Annotated in this window: 16 protein-coding genes and 1 pseudogene; 5 read left to right on the top strand and 12 right to left on the bottom strand. The window is 72.4% G+C overall.

All coding sequences use genetic code 11. The annotated features are described in order from the left end of the window. Positions 1 to 44 precede the first annotated feature (44 nt). The 4 genes from IE134_RS32325 to IE134_RS32310 all read right to left on the bottom strand — a co-directional run bounded on the left by IE134_RS32325 (position 45) and on the right by IE134_RS32310 (position 4,060). Positions 45 to 890, bottom strand: a complete 846-nt coding sequence (locus IE134_RS32325; protein ID WP_032787113.1) for an ATP-binding cassette domain-containing protein — start codon at positions 888 to 890, stop codon at positions 45 to 47. After that, positions 887 to 1,942 (bottom strand): ABC transporter permease, encoded by a 1,056-nt coding sequence (locus tag IE134_RS32320; protein WP_030722836.1) that lies wholly within the window; start codon positions 1,940 to 1,942, stop codon positions 887 to 889. Before IE134_RS32320 ends, IE134_RS32325 begins: the two co-directional genes overlap by 4 nt. After that, entirely contained in the window at positions 1,939 to 2,943 is a 1,005-nt protein-coding gene (locus tag IE134_RS32315) for a sugar ABC transporter substrate-binding protein (protein ID WP_441350154.1), read from the bottom strand. The genes IE134_RS32320 and IE134_RS32315 overlap by 4 nt, the downstream gene beginning before the upstream one ends. 358 nt (positions 2,944 to 3,301) lie before the next feature. Further along, a complete protein-coding gene (locus IE134_RS32310) occupies positions 3,302 to 4,060 on the bottom strand; it encodes a GntR family transcriptional regulator (RefSeq protein WP_189432522.1) in 759 nt (252 codons plus the stop codon). A gap of 128 nt (positions 4,061 to 4,188) precedes the next feature. On the opposite strand from IE134_RS32310, the gene IE134_RS32305 reads away from it, so the two are divergent. Further along, positions 4,189 to 5,208 (top strand): Gfo/Idh/MocA family protein, encoded by a 1,020-nt coding sequence (locus tag IE134_RS32305; RefSeq protein ID WP_098895303.1) that lies wholly within the window; start codon positions 4,189 to 4,191, stop codon positions 5,206 to 5,208. Between the two features lie 19 nt (positions 5,209 to 5,227). Here IE134_RS32305 and IE134_RS32300 read toward each other — a convergent pair whose 3' ends face one another. The 4 genes from IE134_RS32300 to IE134_RS32285 form a co-directional block, all read right to left on the bottom strand. Further along, positions 5,228 to 6,424 (bottom strand): cytochrome P450 family protein, encoded by a 1,197-nt coding sequence (locus IE134_RS32300; RefSeq protein ID WP_098019978.1) that lies wholly within the window; start codon positions 6,422 to 6,424, stop codon positions 5,228 to 5,230. Between the two features lie 103 nt (positions 6,425 to 6,527). Further along, a complete protein-coding gene (locus IE134_RS32295; protein WP_189432520.1) occupies positions 6,528 to 7,700 on the bottom strand; it encodes a cytochrome P450 family protein in 1,173 nt (390 codons plus the stop codon). Positions 7,701 to 7,752: 52 nt separating this feature from the next. Beyond that, the gene (locus IE134_RS32290; protein WP_030722848.1) at positions 7,753 to 8,490 is read right to left on the bottom strand and encodes a response regulator transcription factor; all 738 of its coding nucleotides are present in this window, start codon (positions 8,488 to 8,490) and stop codon (positions 7,753 to 7,755) included. A 142-nt stretch (positions 8,491 to 8,632) separates the two neighbouring features. Beyond that, a complete protein-coding gene (locus tag IE134_RS32285; protein ID WP_089117041.1) occupies positions 8,633 to 9,853 on the bottom strand; it encodes a sensor histidine kinase in 1,221 nt (406 codons plus the stop codon). Positions 9,854 to 9,998: 145 nt separating this feature from the next. Between IE134_RS32285 and IE134_RS32280 the strand changes: the two genes are divergently transcribed. Continuing rightward, positions 9,999 to 10,202 (top strand): hypothetical protein, encoded by a 204-nt coding sequence (locus IE134_RS32280; RefSeq protein ID WP_030722854.1) that lies wholly within the window; start codon positions 9,999 to 10,001, stop codon positions 10,200 to 10,202. On the opposite strand, the gene IE134_RS32275 is transcribed toward IE134_RS32280, so the two are convergent. Then, on the bottom strand, positions 10,192 to 11,130 hold the full coding sequence (locus tag IE134_RS32275) for a DMT family transporter (protein WP_189432518.1): 939 nt from the start codon (positions 11,128 to 11,130) through the stop codon (positions 10,192 to 10,194). The genes IE134_RS32280 and IE134_RS32275 overlap by 11 nt on opposite strands. A 185-nt stretch (positions 11,131 to 11,315) precedes the next feature. On the opposite strand from IE134_RS32275, the gene IE134_RS32270 reads away from it, so the two are divergent. The 3 genes from IE134_RS32270 (at position 11,316) to IE134_RS32260 (ending at position 13,880) form a co-directional block, all read left to right on the top strand. Continuing rightward, positions 11,316 to 11,957 (top strand): TetR/AcrR family transcriptional regulator, encoded by a 642-nt coding sequence (locus IE134_RS32270; protein WP_030722862.1) that lies wholly within the window; start codon positions 11,316 to 11,318, stop codon positions 11,955 to 11,957. Positions 11,958 to 12,067: 110 nt separating this feature from the next. After that, entirely contained in the window at positions 12,068 to 12,883 is an 816-nt protein-coding gene (locus tag IE134_RS32265) for an SDR family NAD(P)-dependent oxidoreductase (protein ID WP_179888192.1), read from the top strand. 166 nt (positions 12,884 to 13,049) lie between these two features. Continuing rightward, positions 13,050 to 13,880 (top strand): aldo/keto reductase, encoded by an 831-nt coding sequence (locus tag IE134_RS32260; protein ID WP_030722867.1) that lies wholly within the window; start codon positions 13,050 to 13,052, stop codon positions 13,878 to 13,880. Between the two features lie 9 nt (positions 13,881 to 13,889). On the opposite strand, the gene IE134_RS32255 is transcribed toward IE134_RS32260, so the two are convergent. From IE134_RS32255 to IE134_RS32245, 3 genes and pseudogenes are all read right to left on the bottom strand, one after another. Beyond that, entirely contained in the window at positions 13,890 to 14,219 is a 330-nt protein-coding gene (locus IE134_RS32255) for a putative quinol monooxygenase (protein ID WP_189432516.1), read from the bottom strand. A 202-nt stretch (positions 14,220 to 14,421) separates the two neighbouring features. Further along, entirely contained in the window at positions 14,422 to 15,543 is a 1,122-nt protein-coding gene (gene alc, locus IE134_RS32250) for an allantoicase (RefSeq protein WP_030722873.1), read from the bottom strand. A gap of 99 nt (positions 15,544 to 15,642) precedes the next feature. Next, a pseudogene (locus IE134_RS32245) lies at positions 15,643 to 15,810 on the bottom strand (allantoinase AllB); the annotation flags it as partial.

Raw genomic sequence — 15,810 nt, 5'->3', positions numbered from 1 at the left:
GGCGGGCCGATGGGCGGGGTCGGCCGCGCCGGGACGGTCGGGGCTCAGGAAGTCCCGTCCTTCGCGCCGTGGCTGCCCGGGAGGGTGGGGGTGGGGGTGCGCTCCAGCTCGTGGCTGAGCTCCTCCAGCTCGCTGCCGCCCGCCATCTGCCGGGTCAGCTCGTCGAGCGTGATGTCGTCCTTGGTGTGGCTGCCGGACATCACTCCGCGCTTGAGGAGGACGAACCGGTCGCCGACGAGGTGGGCGTGGTGCGGGTTGTGCGTGATGAGGACCACGCCGAGGCCGGCGTCACGAGCGGCCGCCACGTACTTGAGCACCACACCGGACTGCTTGACGCCGAGCGCGGCGGTCGGCTCGTCCAGGACGAGGACCTTGGCGCCGAAGTAGACGGCGCGGGCGATGGCCACGCACTGGCGCTCGCCGCCGGACAGGGTGCCGATGGGCTGGTCGACGTCGCGCAGGTCGATGCCCATGCGGAGCAGTTCCGTACGGGTCGTCTCGCGCATCTTCCGGACGTCGAGGCGCTTGAAGGGGCCGACGCCCGTCGTGGGCTCGGAGCCGAGGAAGAAGTTCCGCCAGACCGGCATCAGCGGGACGACGGCGAGGTCCTGGTAGACGGTGGCGATGCCCCGGTCCAGGGCGTCGCGCGGGTTGGCGAGGGTGGTCTCCTCGCCCTCGATCAGGAAGCGTCCGGCGTCGTGTCCGTGCAGCCCTGCGATGATCTTGATGAGGGTGGACTTGCCGGCGCCGTTGTCGCCGAGGACGCAGGTGATCTCGCCCGCGTGGACCTCCAGCGAGACGTGTTCCAGGGCCTTGATGTTGCCGTAGAACTTGGACACGTCGTCCAGCTCGACGAGGGGACCCGCGGTCTCTTCAGGGGTGGCCGTCATGCCGTCGCCTCCGCGCGCTTGCGCACCCACGCGTTGAGCAGGGTGGCCAGGAGCAGCATCGCCCCCAGGAAGAATTTGAACCAGTCCGGGTTCCACTCGGCGTAGACGATGCCCTTGCTGGTCATGCCGAAGATGAAGGCGCCGACCGCCGAGCCGATCGCGGAGCCGTAGCCGCCGGTGATCAGGCAGCCGCCGATGACGGCGGCGATGATGTACGTCAGCTCGTTGCCGACGCCCTCGCCGGACTGGACGACGTCGTAGCTGAACAGCAGGTGCTGGCCGGAGATCCAGGCGGCGAACGCGACGCCGAGGTAGAGCCCGATCTTGGTGCGGATGACCGGGACGCCGACCGCGCGGGCCGCGTCGGCCTCGCCGCCGACGGCGAAGATCCAGTTGCCGAAGCGGGTACGGAGCAGGATCCAGGTGGCGAGGGCGACGAGGGCGATCCACCACAGGATGGTCACCTTGAACTCGACGCTGCCGACGGTCAGCGTGGAGGCGAACAGGGCGTGGGCCGAGTCGAAGCCCTCCATGTCGCCGATCGCCTTGGTCGAGACGGTGCCGCTGATCAGCTTGGTGAAGCCGAGGTTCAGACCGGTCAGCATCAGGAACGTGCCGAGCGTGATGATGAAGCTCGGCAGTTTGGTGCGGGTCAGCATGAAGCCGTTGAACGCGCCGATGGCGAGCGTGACCAGCAGGGACACGAGGACGCCGACCCAGACGTTGGCCGTCATCTGGTAGCTGAACATCGACGAGATCAGCGCGGAGCTGGTCACCAGGACGCCCGCGGAGAGGTCGAACTCGCCGCCGATCATCAGCAGGGCGACGGGGGCGGCCATGATGCCGAGGACCGAGGCCGCGTACAGGACGGTGCCGAAGCTGGACGCCTGGAGGAAGCTGTCGGCGACGATCGCGAAGAACAGGAAGACGGCTGCCGCGCCGACGACCGAGCCCAGCTCGGGGCGGCCGAGCAGCTTGCGGAGCGACGAGGTGTGGACGAGCCGCTCATCGAGCTGCGCGGGCTTCTCCGGGGCGGCGGTGGAGCCGCTCATCGGGTGCCCCGCTTGGTGAAGTCGGCCAGGGCGTCGGCGTCGTCCTTGGTGATGACCTGCGGGCCGGTCAGGACGGGCTGGCCGCCGCCGAGCACGTTGCGGTTGTAGCGGTAGAGCCAGAGCAGGTCGACGGCCTGGTACCCCTGGAGGTAGGGCTGCTGGTCGACGGCGAAGCCGAGCTTGTCGCTCTGGAGCCCGGTGGCGACCTTGGCGTTGAGGTCGAAGGTGTCGATCTCGGCCTTGCTGCCCGCCGTCTGCTTGGCCTGGACGGCCGCGTCGGCGAAGGGGGCGCCGAGGGTGACGACCGCGTCGATGCTCTTGTCGGACTGGAGCTTGGCCTCGATGGACGCGGTGACGTCGGGCATGTTGGTGCCGTCGACGTACAGGTTCTGCATGGTGCCGTCGAAGGTCTTCTTCGCGCCGGCGCAGCGCTGCTCGTGGCCCACGTTGCCCTGCTCGTGCAGAACGCACAGGACCTTCTTGCGGTCGCGGCTGTTCAGCTCGTCGCCGACGGCCTCACCGGCGATGGTCTCGTCCTGGCCGATGTGGGTGAGCGCCCCGAACTCCTTCGACTCGGCGGAGCCGGAGTTCACGGTGACGACCGGGATGCCCGCCTTGACGGCCTTGGCGACCACGGCCTTCATCGCGTCCGGCTTGGCCAGCGAGACGATCAGCCCGTCGACCTTCTTGTCGATCGCGGTCTGGACGAGCTGGGCCTGCTGGTTGGCCTCGTCGTTGTGCGAGTAGAGGAAGTTGATGTTGTCCTTGACGGCCGCCTGCTCGGCGCCCTTCTGGACGATGTCCCAGAAGGTGTCACCGTCTCCCGAGTGGGTGACCATGGCGAAGGTCCAGCGCGGGGTGTTCACCGCGGCCCGCCCCTCGGCGGCCTCGGCCGCGCGTTCTTCCGCCCGCTTGCCGCCGGTGCTGCTGCATCCCGCGGCTGCCAGCATCACTGCCAGCACGGCGCCCATCGCGCGTACCCCTGTCCGAACCCTTGCCACGACACCGTGCCCTTCTTCTGCTGCTGTGCGCTTCGCCCGGCCGGGCCGGGTGTACGGTCCGGGGCCGGCTGCCCAGTATCCCTGAGCCCTGCCCAGGGGCCTTGCGCGGGTGGCCGACGGTCACAGGAGCGTGGTGCACGGAGTCGCCGAGCGCAACCCGTGTGCCCGGACCTGTACCAAGCCCGTCCGGCGCGCCTGGGCGGGCCCGCGCCCTTTCAAGCCCGTCCGGCGATTGAGGACGGAACCCTCGGGGTGGTGGGCCCGCGGACCGCAGGGGCCTGGGGCACAGGAACCTCACGGGCGCGGCCGACACCATCGCAACGGTTCCGCCCTCAAGCGCCGGACGGGCTGGGGTGGGCTACGGGCGGACCAGGAGCTGGAACTCGAACGCGTAGCGCGCCGCCCGGTAGACGTGGGAACCGAACTCCACCACCCGCCCCGTGTCGTCGTACGTCACCCGCTCCATCGTCAGCAGCGGCGCCCCCGGCTCCTCGTCCAGGACACCCGCCTCCCCCACCGTCGCGGCGCGCGCCCCCACCGACTGGCGGGCGCTGTGCAGCGTGATGCCACCGGCGCGCATCAGCCGGTAGAGGCCGGTGGCCTCCAGTTCCTCGGTGCGCAGGGGCACCAGCCCCGGCGGCAGGTGGTTGCGCAGGAGCGCCACCGGTTCGCCGTGCGCGCTGCGCAGCCGCTCCACCAGGTGGACCTCGCTGCCCTCGGCGACCCCGAGCGCGGCGGCGACCTCGGCCGTGGCCGGTTCCGTCGTGTTGCGCAGGACCTCGGTGGCGGGGCGCTGGCCCGCCGCCTCCAGGTCGTCGTAGAGCGAGCTGAGCTCCAGCGGGCGGCGGACCTGGCTGTGGACGACCTGGGTGCCGACCCCCCTCCGGCGCACCATCAGGCCCTTGTCGACGAGCGTCTGGATGGCCTGGCGGACGGTCGGCCGGGACAGGCCGAGGCGGGATGCGAGGTCGATCTCGTTCCCGAGCAGGGCGCCGGGGGCCAGCCGGCCCTGTTCCACGGCTGCCTCCAGCTGCTGCGCGAGCTGGAAATAGAGCGGCACCGGGCTGGTGCGGTCCACGCTCAGCGGCAGCGGCCGGTCGGTTCCATGTGCGGTCACGGGGCGAGCGTAGTTCGCTTGTCCGGACAAAGCCATGGCGCACCGGGGCGGGAACCCGGTCGACGCGGCCCCCGTTTGTCAGGACAAACGCTTGACATGACGACCGGGCGAACGCCACCTTGGGGCCCATGCGCATCGGACTGATCGGAACGGGACGGATCGGCACATTCCATGCGGAGGTGCTGAGCTGTCACCCCGCCGTGGACGCCCTGCTGCTGGCGGACGCGGACCCCGAGCGGGCGGCAGCCGCGGCCGGGCGGACGGGGGCCACGGCCGTCTCCGTGGACGACCTGTTCACCAGGGCGGGCGCGGCCGGGGGCCTGCCCGACGCCGTCGTGATCTGTTCGGCGACCGCCGCCCACGCCGGGCTCATCGCGCGGGCCGCCCGCGCCGGGCTGCCGGTCTTCTGCGAGAAGCCGATCGCCCTGGACCTGCCCGGCACGCTCGCAGCGCTGGCGGAGGTCGAGGCGGCGGGGAGCCTGCTCCAGCTCGGCTTCATGCGGCGCTTCGACGCCGGGTACGGCGAGGCCAGGGCCGCCGTGCGGGGCGGGCGGCTGGGCCGGCTGCACACCGTGCGGGCGGTCACTTCCGATCCCACGCCGCCGCCCGCCGCCTATCTCCCGCTCTCCGGCGGGCTGTACCGCGACTGCCTGGTCCACGACTTCGACATCCTGCGCTGGGTGACGGGCCGCGAGGTGAGCGAGGTGTACGCCACCGGCTCGGACACCGGGCCCGCGATGTTCCGCGAGGCCGGGGACGTTGACACGGCCGCCGCCCTGCTCACCCTCGACGACGGGACGCTCGCCACCGCCACCGCGACCCGGTGCAACGGCGCCGGGTACGACGTACGGATGGAGCTGGCCGGCGAGCTGGACCAGATCGCCGTCGGCCTGGACGACCGTACGCCGCTGACCTCGGCCGAGCCGGGCGGCCCCGGCGCCCCGACGAAGCCCTGGCCGGGCTTCCTGGAACGGTTCGCCCCGGCGTACGAGGCGGAGCTGGACGCGTTCCTGCGCGTGGTCCGCGGCGAGCTGGCCAATCCGTGCGACGGGCGGGAGGCCCTGCACGCCCTGCGGATCGCCGAGGCGTGCGAGGTCTCCCGCCGTGAGCGCCGGCCGGTGGCGATGACCGAGATCCCCGGCGGCTGAGCCTCCCGGAGACCACCCGCTACCAGGCGACCGGCAGGCTCAGCGGGCCCCGCATCAGCATCCCGGCGCGCCAGGTCAGCGTCGCCGGGTCGGCGGTCAGCCGCAGCTCCGGGCAGCGCTCCAGCAGCGACCGGATGGCGATCCGGGCCTCGATGCGGGCCAGCGGCGCGCCCAGGCAGTAGTGGATGCCGTGCCCGAAGGCGATGTGGCCCCGGGCGTCCCGGGTGATGTCGAAGCGGTCCCCGCCGGGGTAGCGGTCGGGGTCCCGGTTGGCGTCCGACATCGCGACCAGGACCAGTTCGCCGCCGCCGGGGATCACCGTGCCGCCCACCTCGATCGGTTCGGTGGTGAAGCGGTACGTGGGGGTCTCCACCGGCCCCTCGAAGCGCAGGATCTCCTCGACGGCGTTGTCGATCAGGGAGAAGTCCGCGCGCAGGGCAGCCAGTTGATCCGGGTGCGCGAGGAGGTTGTGCACGCCGTTGGTGATGAGGTTGACGGTCGTCTCGTGCCCGGCGACGAGCAACAGCCACGCCATGCCGATCAGTTCCTCGCCGGACAGCCGGTCGCCGTCCTCGTCGGCGGTGTGGATCAGCGCGCTCAGCAGGTCGTCGCCGGGCTTCTCCCGCTTGTCGGCCAGCAGACCGGCGATGTACGCGGTCATGGCCTGGGTGGAGGAGGCGCGCACGGACGGGTCGATGGAGGAGACCGCCTGGCCCGACCAGGCACGGAAGTCCTCGCGGTCCAGGAACGGCACGCCGAGCAGCTCGCAGATCACGGACATGGGCAGCGGGAACGACAGCGCCTCGACGAGGTCGGCCGAACGGTCCGGAGCCGCGAGCATCGCGTCCAGCAGCTCGTCGGTCATCTCCTGTATCCGTGGCGCCAGTTGCTCCATGCGGCGCGGGGTGAACTCGCGGGCGACCAGCTTGCGCAGCCGGGTGTGGTCGGGGGCGTCGGAGCCGAGCATCGAGGAGCCCGCGGACACCTTGCTGACCCCGAGCGTGGGCGAGGCGCGGCTCCAGTGTTTGGAGAGCCGCTGGTCGGCGAGGAGGGCGCGGCCCGCCTCGTATCCGACGACGAGCCAGGCGTCCGCGCCCTCGGGGATCCGGACCCGGTGGACCGGGCCCTTGGCGCGCAGAGCGGCGTAGGCGGGGTAGGGATCGCGGGTGAACTGCTCGCCGAGCGCGGCGAGATCAACCAGGGGTTCGGTGGTCAACACGGTTCCCTTCAGGAGGAGTTACGGCGACTCTTCACGGCGTTGCCGCGCCCGCCGCGTTGCTGCGCTCAGGGGGTTTCGGCCGTCACCGGGTTACGGCCCCTCACCAGCGCACCGGCAGGCCCCGGGTGCCGCGCATCAGCAGGCCCGGGAGCCAGTCCAGCTCGCCGCCCGACTCGTCGCGGGCGAGGCCTGGGCAGCGTTCCAGCAGGGCGCCGATCGCGATACGGGCCTCCATCCGGGCGAGCGGTGCGCCCAGGCAGTAGTGAGCGCCGTGGCCGAAGGCCAGGTGTCCCTGGGGCTCGCGGCGGATGTCGAAGGTGTCCGGGGCCGGGAAGCGGTCGGGGTCGCGGTCGGCGGAGGCCAGGCCGACCAGCACCACGGCGTCGCGCGGGATCACGGTGGAGCCGATGGTGACCGGCTCCCGGGCGAAGCGGAAGGTGGCGTTCTCCACGGGCCCGTCGTAACGCAGCATCTCCTCGACCGCACCGTCGATGAGCCCCGGTTCTGCGCGCAGCAGGGCGAGCTGCTCGGGATGGTCGAGCAGGGCCCGGACCCCGTTGGCGATCAGGTTGACGGTGGTCTCGTGGCCCGCGACGAGCAGCAGGAAGGCCATGCCGACCAGTTCGGCGGAGGAGAGGCTGTCGCCGTCCTCGTCCGTGGCCCGGATCAGCGCGCTCAGCAGGTCGTCGCCGGGTGAACGGCGTTTGTCCGCGATGAGGTCGACGAGGTAGGCGCTCATCGCGCCGACCGGGTCGGCGTCCCGCTGCTCCGGGGTGGGCGTGACGATGCCGTTCGAGAGCACCCGGAAGGCGTCCCGGTCGATGTCCGGGACGCCGAGGAGTTCGCAGATCACGGTCATCGGCAACGGGAAGGCGAGCGCGTCGACCAGGTCGGCGGAGCCCCGCGCCACCATCGTGTCGAGGAGCCGGTCGGTGATCTCGGTGACGCGCGGGCGCAGCGCCTCGATGCGCCGGGCGGTGAACTCGCGGACGACGAGCCGGCGCAGCCGGGTGTGGTGCGGGGCGTCCAGCTCCAGCATGTTGGCGTTGAGCTGGGCCTCGGAGGCCTTCCAGCCCCCTCTGGGGCGCCAGTCCTTGCCGAGTCGCTGGTCGGCGAGGGCGGCACGGCCCTCCTCATGTCCGACGATCAGCCAGAGCCGCTCCAGGTGCTCGGTGCGCACGGTGTGCACCGGCCCTTCGGCGCGGAGCTTGGCGTAGTACGGGTAGGGGTCGGCGGTGAAGTCCGGCAGGTCGCGCAGATCGAGCTCGGCCATGGTGAGCGGCCCCTCTCCCGTCTCGGCCCGCTCCGTTCCGGGCCGTTTCCCTTCACCCTAGGTGGCTCCCACCGCCGTCGTCCGTGTCGAGGAGCCCCGCATCGTGGACCAACAGCGCGATCTGGACACGGTTGTTGAGTTCGAGCTTGGCGAGAATGCGGGAGACGTGGGTCTTGACGGTGGCGACGCTGAGGTAGAGGGAGGCCGCGATCTCCGCGTTGGAAGCGCCGCGCCCGACGGCGACGGCGACCTCCTGCTCCCGCTCGGCGAGTTGGCCGAAACGCCTGCGTGCGCGGTGGGCGCGGTCGGCCCGGTCATCGCGCCCGCCCCCGGCGGCGCGGACCATCAACTGGCGGGTGACGGCGGGCGAGAGGACCGGATCCCCGGCGGCGACCCGGCGGACCGAGTCGACGATCCGGGCCGGCGGGGTGTCTTTCAGGACGAATCCCGCCGCCCCGGCCCGGATGGCGCGGAGCACCTGTTCGTCGGCGTGGAAGGTGGTGAGGACGACGACTTCGGGGGCGTCGGGCCGGCGGCGCAGCCGTTCGGTCGCGGTGAGTCCGTCCATGACCGGCATCCGGATGTCCATCAGGACGACATCGGGGCGCAGCCGCTCGACCAGTTCCTCGACCTCGACGCCGTCCGCGCCCTCCCCGACGATGTCGATGCCCTGGTCGCCGCCGAGCATCAGGGTCAGCCCCGCCCGGACCAGCGGGTCGTCGTCGACAATCAGCAGGCGGACGGGCGCTGAGGAGGCCGGGGGTGGTGTCGGGGACGCCGGGGTGTTCATGACGGCCACCGTAGCCAGCCGGTGCGCGGCGCCGGAACGGCGGGCGTCGCACGTACTCGTACGCCGGGCGTTGCTCGTTCCCTTACGGCGGGCGTCGCTCGCTCCCGTACGCCGGGCGTCGCTCGTTCCCGTACGGCGGCGCTCACGCGGCGGGCCACGGCAGGCGGGCCCGGACCGCGAAGCCGCCGTCCTTCGTCGGGCCGTGCTCCAGCTCTCCCCCGGCGAGGGTGGCGCGTTCGGTGAGGCCGATGAGCCCCTGGCCGGAGCCGGGGACCCGTTCGAAGGGTTCGGTGGGGGCCGGGTTCACCACCTCGACGGTGAGGTCATCGCCGGGGCCGCCGGTCACGGTGAGGGAGACCTCGGTGCCGGGCGCGTGCTTGCGGGCGTTGGTCAGGGCCTCCTGCGCGATGCGGTAGACGGTGCGGCCGGTCGCGGCGGGGGCGTCCTGGGGTGCGGCGACCCGGTTGTCGACGGCGACCTTCATGCCCGCGAGCCGGGATTCGGCGACCAGGGCGTCCAGCGTGGCGAGGGTGGGCTGCGGCCGGTGGGCCTCGTCGGTGTCGCCGGGTCCGCGCAGGACGCCGATGATCTCGCGGAGGTCCTGGAGGGCCTCGTGGGCGCTGTCCCGGATGACGCCGGCCGCCCGGCCGACCTCGGCGGCGGGGGCGTCGGGCCGGAACTCCAGGGCCCCGGCGTGCACGCTGAGCAGGGTCAGCCGGTGGGCCAGGACGTCGTGCATCTCGCGGGCGATGGCCTCCCGGGCGAGGCGCTGGGCCTGTTCGGCGCGCAGCTCCGCCTCGGCCTCGGCGCGGCGGGCCCGTTCGCGGAGGCTGACGACGAGCTGGCGCCGGGACCGTACGGCCATGCCCCAGCTGATCACCAGGAGGATCAGCAGGGCCCCGAAGAGGACCGAGGCGAGGAAGGACGTCTCCGGGTCGGGGCGCAGGAACGGTTGCACGGGTACCAGAGCCAGGGCGAGCGCCCCGACCATCGCGACCGGCTTGAACGGGCGGTGGACGGCCAGGCTGAAGAGGGCGACCAGGAGGGCCCCGGCGGCCACCGGCTCGATGACGGACACGAGGGTCAGGGCGACGGCGAGGGCGACGGGCCAGCGGCGCCGGAGCCAGAGGGCGCAGCAGGCCAGCGCGCCGACGATCGAGTCCACGAAGACGACGACGTCGGCCGTGGTGTCGTCGGCCTCGATCGTGCCGAGGGCCAGCAGGCCGATGCCCGCGGCGATGAGGAAGGCCGTGATGTCGACGGCCCAGTCCCGCACGGTCCGCCGCGTCCGGACCCGGTCGTCCGGCAGCTCGGGGCCGGCCATCGCCGACGGGAGCAGCCAGCGGTACTCGGTGCGCGTCATGTCGACAAAGTTACGCAGCCGGACGGCCCGAAAGGGGTCCGGGCGGCGCGGGAGCTACCAAAGTCGCACCCTGCGCTACTTTCGGCGCGGCGGACGGGACCGGTGGCCGACGCGGCGGGCGCGGGGCGGGCGGGAGGCTCGTCCCATGAAGAAAATCGTCGAGACGATCGGGTTCCTCGTCTTCATCCAGGGCGTGGGCGGGCTGCTGTACGAGTGGACGGGATGGTTCCGGTTCTGGACGCTGGTACGGCACATCGACTTCCTCAGCGACCGCACGCTGTTCGTCAACATCGTGCTGATCGTGGCGGGGGCCGCCGTGATGATCGCGGCGGATTCGATCAAGACCTGACCCGGACCCCCTCCGAGGCGGCGCGCCGCCCCCACGCGGTGCCCGCCAGGACGAGAACGGCCCCGGCCACCCCCAGGACGCCGAGGTGTTCCCCGCCCAGGCTGATGCCGACGGCGGCGGCCCACAGCGGTTCCGTTCCGAGCAGCAGACTGACCCGGGACGGCGAGGTGCGGCGTACGGACCACATCTGCACGAAGAACGCGAACAGCGTGCAGAACACCGAGAGGAAGACGAGGCCCGCCCACTCCCGGGCGCCGAAGCCCACGGCCGTGCTCCACGGCGAGGCCCCGGTGCCGGGGAAGGCGGCGAGGACGGCGAAGACGGCGACCGCGCCGCCGAGCTGGACAGTGGTCAGGGAGAGCGAGTCGGCGTCCCGTACCGCCTTGATCCGGGCCATGGCCAGGACGTGGACCGTACGGGCGAGGGCGGCGAGGAGCATCAGGAGGTCGCCGGCCGAGGGGCTGGTGAATCCGCCGCCCTGGGTCAGCAGGACGACCCCGGAGACGGAGAGCCCGGCCGCGGCGACGAATCCGGCCGACGGGCGGACACGGGTCACGGCGGCCTCGGCCAGCGGTGTGAAGATCATGGTCAGGCTGATGATCAGCCCGGCGTTGGTGGCGGAGGTGTGCACCACCCCGTACGTCTCCAGCAGGAAGATCCCGCTCAGCACCAGACCCAGCACTCCGGCGCCCCGCCACTGCGCACCGGTCAGCGCCCGCAGCTTGCGCCATCCGACCGCCACGAGCACCGGCAGCACGAAGGCGAAGCGCAGGACGAGCACGGCGACGACGGTGTGCGTGGTGGTGATGCCCTTGGCGGCGAGATAGCTCGCGCCCCAGACGACGGCGACCGCCAGTACGGGCAGATCGGTGACCCAGGCGCGGCGCGGGGAGACGCTTCCCACGGCGGGCACGGCGGCAGCGGACATCTGGTTCTCCCGGATTCTCCACGGAACGTGTTGTGGAGACCGCACCGGCTCGCACGCGAAGTGATCACGCTACCCGCCGCCTTCCCGGGAAGGGAACACCTGTCCAGGCGGCCGGATCGTTCCCGGGCGCCTCCCGCCGCTCCCTAGACTGACGCATAGGTAACGCTGAGGCACGGAGTGGTCACATGGCGTCGGTAAGAACGGACGGGCGGGTCGAGCGGGGGAACCAGACCCGGCAGTTGGTCCTGGGGCGGGCGGTGCAGATCGCCTCGGTCGAAGGTCTTGAGGGCCTGTCACTGGGACGGCTGGCGACCGAGCTGGGGCTGAGCAAGAGCGGGGTGTTCGCGCTGTTCGGCTCGAAGGAGGGGCTCCAGCTGGCCACCGTGCGGGGAGCGGTGGCCGTCTACGTCGACCATGTGCTGCGCCCGGCCCGGTCGGTGCCGCCGGGGCTCGGGCGGGTGTGGCGGATGTGCGAGGCGTGGATCGCGTACTCCCGTGAGCGGGTGTTCCGGGGCGGCTGCTTCTTCTACGCCGCCACCGCCGAGTTCGACGCCCGCAGCGGCCGGGTGCACGACGCCCTGGCGTCCGCGCAGACGGGCTGGGTCACCTTCGTGGAGGAGACCATCGAGGAGGCCAGGGCCGCCGGGGAGCTGGCCGGGGACACCGACGTGTGCCAGCTGGCGTTCGAGGTGATCGCCCTGCTGGAGCTGGCCAACGCCGAGTCGGTGCTCCAGAACAACAATCTCGGCTACGACAAGGCCGCCCGCGCCATCCTGGCCCGCCTGCGGGCGTCGGCGACGGACCCCGCGCGGCTGCCGTTACGGTGAGCGGCCCCGGGTGGCCGTAGGCGTCCGATACCCGCCGGTGCGCGGGCCCCGGCGCGCGTTTGCTGGGGATGCCGTCGGAGCGACGGCATCCCCGTCAGCGAGGAACAGCCATGTCCAGCAACCCTTCCAGCACCCCTTCCGGAACCCTGTCCGGCACCGCTCCCGCCGCTGCTTCCACCGACGTTCCCGTCGGCCTTCCGCACCGGGCCGCCCTGGTCACCGGGGGCAGCCGGGGCATCGGCGCCGCGATCGCGCTGCGGCTCGCCCAGGACGGCGCGGACGTCGCCGTCACCTACGTACAGGACGAGGCGGCGGCCCGTGCGGTCGTCGCGAAGATCGAGGGCTTCGGCCGCCGGGGCGTCGCCCTGCGCTGCGACGCGGCGGACGCCGACGCGGCCGCCGACGCCGTGCACCGGGCGGCGGACGCGCTCGGCCGGCTGGACATCCTTGTCAACAACGCGGGCATTGGCGTCCTCGGACCGATCGCCACGCTCGCCGGTCCTGACGTGGACCGGACGCTGACGGTGAACGTACGAGCGGTCTTCCTCGCCTGCCGCGCGGCGGCGGAGCGGCTGGCCGACGGCGGCCGCGTCATCTCCGTGGGTTCCGCCCTGAGCCGGTACGCGGGCGGGCCCGGCTCCACCCTCTACGGGCTCAGCAAGTCCGCGCTGACCGGGCTGACCAAGCCGCTCGCCCGGGAGCTGGGGCCGCGTGGCATCACCGTGAACGTGATCCAGCCGGGGGCCGTGGACACCGATCTCAACCCGGCCGACGGGCCGTTGGCCGAGAGCCAGCGCGCGGCGAACGCGCTGGGCCGCTTCGGCACGACGGAGGAGATCGCCTCGCTCGTCGCCTACCTGGTGAGCGCCGAGGCCGGCTTCATCACGGGCACGGAGCTCGTCGCGGACGGCGGCCACGCGGCCTGAGCACCGCCGCCGCCCGGGCGGCGGCGTACTCCCGGCTCACCCCTGGTCCGCCGCCCGGGCGTGCGCCGGAGCGCGCTCCCCCGGCGGCCGCGTCCGGCTGCCCCGTGCCGGCCGCGCCCCTACGCTGGCCGGGACGGGGCAGCGACGGGAAGGACAGGACCAGCACATGTCCGGCACACCGGTTCACACGCTCAACGACGGCACACGGCTCCCCGCGGTGGGGCTCGGCACCTATCCGCTGGACGACGCGGCGGCCGAGGAGGCCGTCGCCGGGGCCCTGGAGCTGGGCTACCGGCTGGTCGACACGGCCCTCAACTACGGCAACGAGACCGGCACCGGCCGGGGCATCACCCGCAGCGGCGTCCCCCGCGAGGAGGTCGTCGTCACCACGAAGGTGCCCGGCCGGCATCAGGGGTACGAGGAGACGCTCGCCTCGTTCGAGGAGTCACGGGCCCGCCTGGGCGTCGAGTACGTCGACCTGTATCTGATCCACTGGCCGCTCCCCCGCGTGGACAAGTACGTGGACACCTGGAAGGCGATGATCCGGCTCCGCGAGGACGGTCTCGTCCGCTCCATCGGTGTCTCCAACTTCACCGCCGCGCATCTGGACCGGCTGGAGCGGGAGACGGGGGTGCTGCCCTCGGTGAACCAGATCGAGATGCATCCGCTGCTTCCGCAGGAGGAGCTGCGGGCGGTGCACGCGGCGAAGGGCATCGTCACGGAGAGCTGGAGCCCGCTGGCCCGGGGCCGGGAGGTGCTGGAGGACCCGTCGATCGTGGCGATCGCGGACGACCACGGGGTGACGCCCGGCCAGGTGGTGCTGCGCTGGCACACCCAGGTGGGCGCGGTGCCGATCCCGAAGTCGGCGGATCCGGGACGGCAGCGCGAGAACCTGGATCTGTTCGGGTTCGAGCTGACGGCGCAGGAGTTGACGACGATCGCGTCCGGGCGGCAGCGGCGGTTCGGCGGCGACCCGGAGTCCCACGAGGAGTTCTAGGGCTTGTCGTCACCGGTTGCGCGGAGTGACCTCCGCCATCCGGGACCAGCCGGATCCCTCGACCTCGACGTTGATGATCTCGGGAACCTCTGCCACCATCTCCGACATCGTCTCGATCGCCGCCGTGAAGTGGTCGGATTTCACGTGCGCCTCGCCCGCCGCCGCGTCGGCGAACGCCTCCAGCAGGACGAACTCGTTGGGATTCTCCACGCTGTAGGACCAGTCGAAGAAGAGGTTCCCGGGCTCGCTGCGGGTGGCGACGGTGAAGTCCTCGAGCCGGGGCAGCCAGTTGTCGCGCTCGGCGACGAGGGCGGTGAACTTGACGGCGATGAAGATCATGGGGGCTCCTGGTCGGGCGGGCGGAACGCCGGAAACGTCAGTGGACGGGAACGCGGAAGCGTCAAAGGTGCGGTTCGCCTGCCCTCCGGGCCCGCTCCCCACACCTCACCCAGGGTGACACGCCCCCACCCAACGAGTTCGGCCGGGCGCACCGCGATCCCCCTGCGATCGCGGTGCGCCCGACCCTTGTGCCCTGCTCGGGTCAGCCGCCGAGCTCCCGGTGACGGGCCGCCAGCGCGGCCGCGCCCTCGTCGGTGAGCGATCCGTACAGCCGGAGGCGGGAGATGCCGCCGTCCGGGAAGATGTCGATCCGTACGTGGGTGGCGCGGACGGTCCCGTCGAGCACGAAGCGGTGATTGGTGTCGGGCTGGAGGCGCGTCCGGGGCAGGGCCTCGGTCCAGTCGCCGTCCTCGCCGTCCCGTACCGAAAGGCTCGCCCAGCCCGCCGAGTTGCCCTTGAGGTAGGCGGTGTCGATCTCGACGGCCCGGATCCCGGACTGCGCGGCGAGCCGGTAACTGATCCAGTCGTTGCCCTTGTCACGGCGGCGGCGGGTCTCCCAGCCGTCGTCCATCTTGCGGGAGCGGCCGGGCTGGATGGTGTTGGTGGCCGGGGAGTAGAAGCGGTCGGAGGCGTCCTCGACCTGGCCGCCGTTCTCCAGGGCCGCGAGGTCGAACGTACCGAGGGCGGCGAGCCAGTCGGGGTCCGGGGCGACCTCTCCGTACACGCGCAGCCGGGCGATGCCGCCGTCCGGGTGCTGGTTGACCCGCAGGTGGGTGAAGCGCTGCTCGGCGTCGACGGCGAACCCGTTGGCCGCGTGGCCGCCGACCGCCGTACGGGGGACGAGCGTCGTCCACTTCACGTCGGGGGCGAGGAGGTCCTCGGGGGACGGGGAGCCGGGCAGGGCGACGGCCTCGACGGAGACGGCCTGCGGGTAGTTGCCGCGGAAGTGGGCGGTGTCCAGGACGATGCCCCGGATGACACCGGGCGCGCCGAGCCGGACGAGGGCCCAGTCGTGGTCGTCGGCGGTCGGGTGGGGCTCGGCGGCGCTGACGCCCCGGCGGCGGCGGGTCTCCCAGCCGTCCATGATCTTGCCCTTGTGGCCGAAGTGCTCCGGGTCGAAGACGGCGGGCTCGGGCTTGAGGAGGTTCTCCCGCTCGGCGAAGAACTCGTCGTTGGCCGCGATGACGCCCGCGCCGAGGCGGCGGTCGGCGAGGTCGACGAGGTGGGTGAAGGGGAAGTCTGCGGTGCGGTGGTCGGCGTACGGGTCGCCGCCCGCATACGGGCTGGCGTCGCCGGTGAAGCGGGGTATCGAGGCGTCCGTCATGGTCGGGGGTCCTTTCGGGCACGGTCGGGGGGCGCGTTCGAGGAGGGGGCCGGTGGGCCGGTCAGCGGTACCGGTCGAGGGGAGGCCGGTGGGGCCGGTTCAGCGGTCCCGTTCCAGGAGGCGGCCGGTGGGCTCGGCGAGGACGCCGTCGGACACGATGCGGACGCCGCGCAGCCAGCTGGAGCGGACCACGCCGTGCAGGGTCTTCCCGGCGTAGGCGGTGACCTGGTTGCGGTGGAAGAGCTCGGCGGGGTCGACGGTGAAGGT

The organism is Streptomyces rubiginosohelvolus (assembly GCF_014649875.1).
GTDB lineage: Bacteria > Actinomycetota > Actinomycetes > Streptomycetales > Streptomycetaceae > Streptomyces > Streptomyces rubiginosohelvolus.
Note: the sequence above shows the minus strand (reverse complement) of the source record. Positions and strands in the feature narration are given on the sequence as shown.

Excerpts from the sequence above, each read along its gene's own strand:
- IE134_RS32290 (WP_030722848.1), bottom strand. The coding sequence starts at position 8,490 with ATGAACACCCCGGCGTCCCCGACACCACCCCCGGCCTCCTCAGCGCCC.
- IE134_RS32295 (WP_189432520.1), bottom strand. The coding sequence starts at position 7,700 with ATGGCCGAGCTCGATCTGCGCGACCTGCCGGACTTCACCGCCGACCCC.
- IE134_RS32255 (WP_189432516.1), bottom strand. The coding sequence starts at position 14,219 with ATGATCTTCATCGCCGTCAAGTTCACCGCCCTCGTCGCCGAGCGCGAC.
- IE134_RS32320 (WP_030722836.1), bottom strand. The coding sequence starts at position 1,942 with ATGAGCGGCTCCACCGCCGCCCCGGAGAAGCCCGCGCAGCTCGATGAG.
- IE134_RS32260 (WP_030722867.1), top strand. The coding sequence starts at position 13,050 with ATGTCCGGCACACCGGTTCACACGCTCAACGACGGCACACGGCTCCCC.
- IE134_RS32270 (WP_030722862.1), top strand. The coding sequence starts at position 11,316 with ATGGCGTCGGTAAGAACGGACGGGCGGGTCGAGCGGGGGAACCAGACC.
- IE134_RS32275 (WP_189432518.1), bottom strand. The coding sequence starts at position 11,130 with ATGTCCGCTGCCGCCGTGCCCGCCGTGGGAAGCGTCTCCCCGCGCCGC.
- IE134_RS32325 (WP_032787113.1), bottom strand. The coding sequence starts at position 890 with ATGACGGCCACCCCTGAAGAGACCGCGGGTCCCCTCGTCGAGCTGGAC.
- IE134_RS32285 (WP_089117041.1), bottom strand. The coding sequence starts at position 9,853 with ATGACGCGCACCGAGTACCGCTGGCTGCTCCCGTCGGCGATGGCCGGC.
- IE134_RS32280 (WP_030722854.1), top strand. The coding sequence starts at position 9,999 with ATGAAGAAAATCGTCGAGACGATCGGGTTCCTCGTCTTCATCCAGGGC.
- IE134_RS32265 (WP_179888192.1), top strand. The coding sequence starts at position 12,068 with ATGTCCAGCAACCCTTCCAGCACCCCTTCCGGAACCCTGTCCGGCACC.
- alc (WP_030722873.1), bottom strand. The coding sequence starts at position 15,543 with ATGACGGACGCCTCGATACCCCGCTTCACCGGCGACGCCAGCCCGTAT.
- IE134_RS32305 (WP_098895303.1), top strand. The coding sequence starts at position 4,189 with ATGCGCATCGGACTGATCGGAACGGGACGGATCGGCACATTCCATGCG.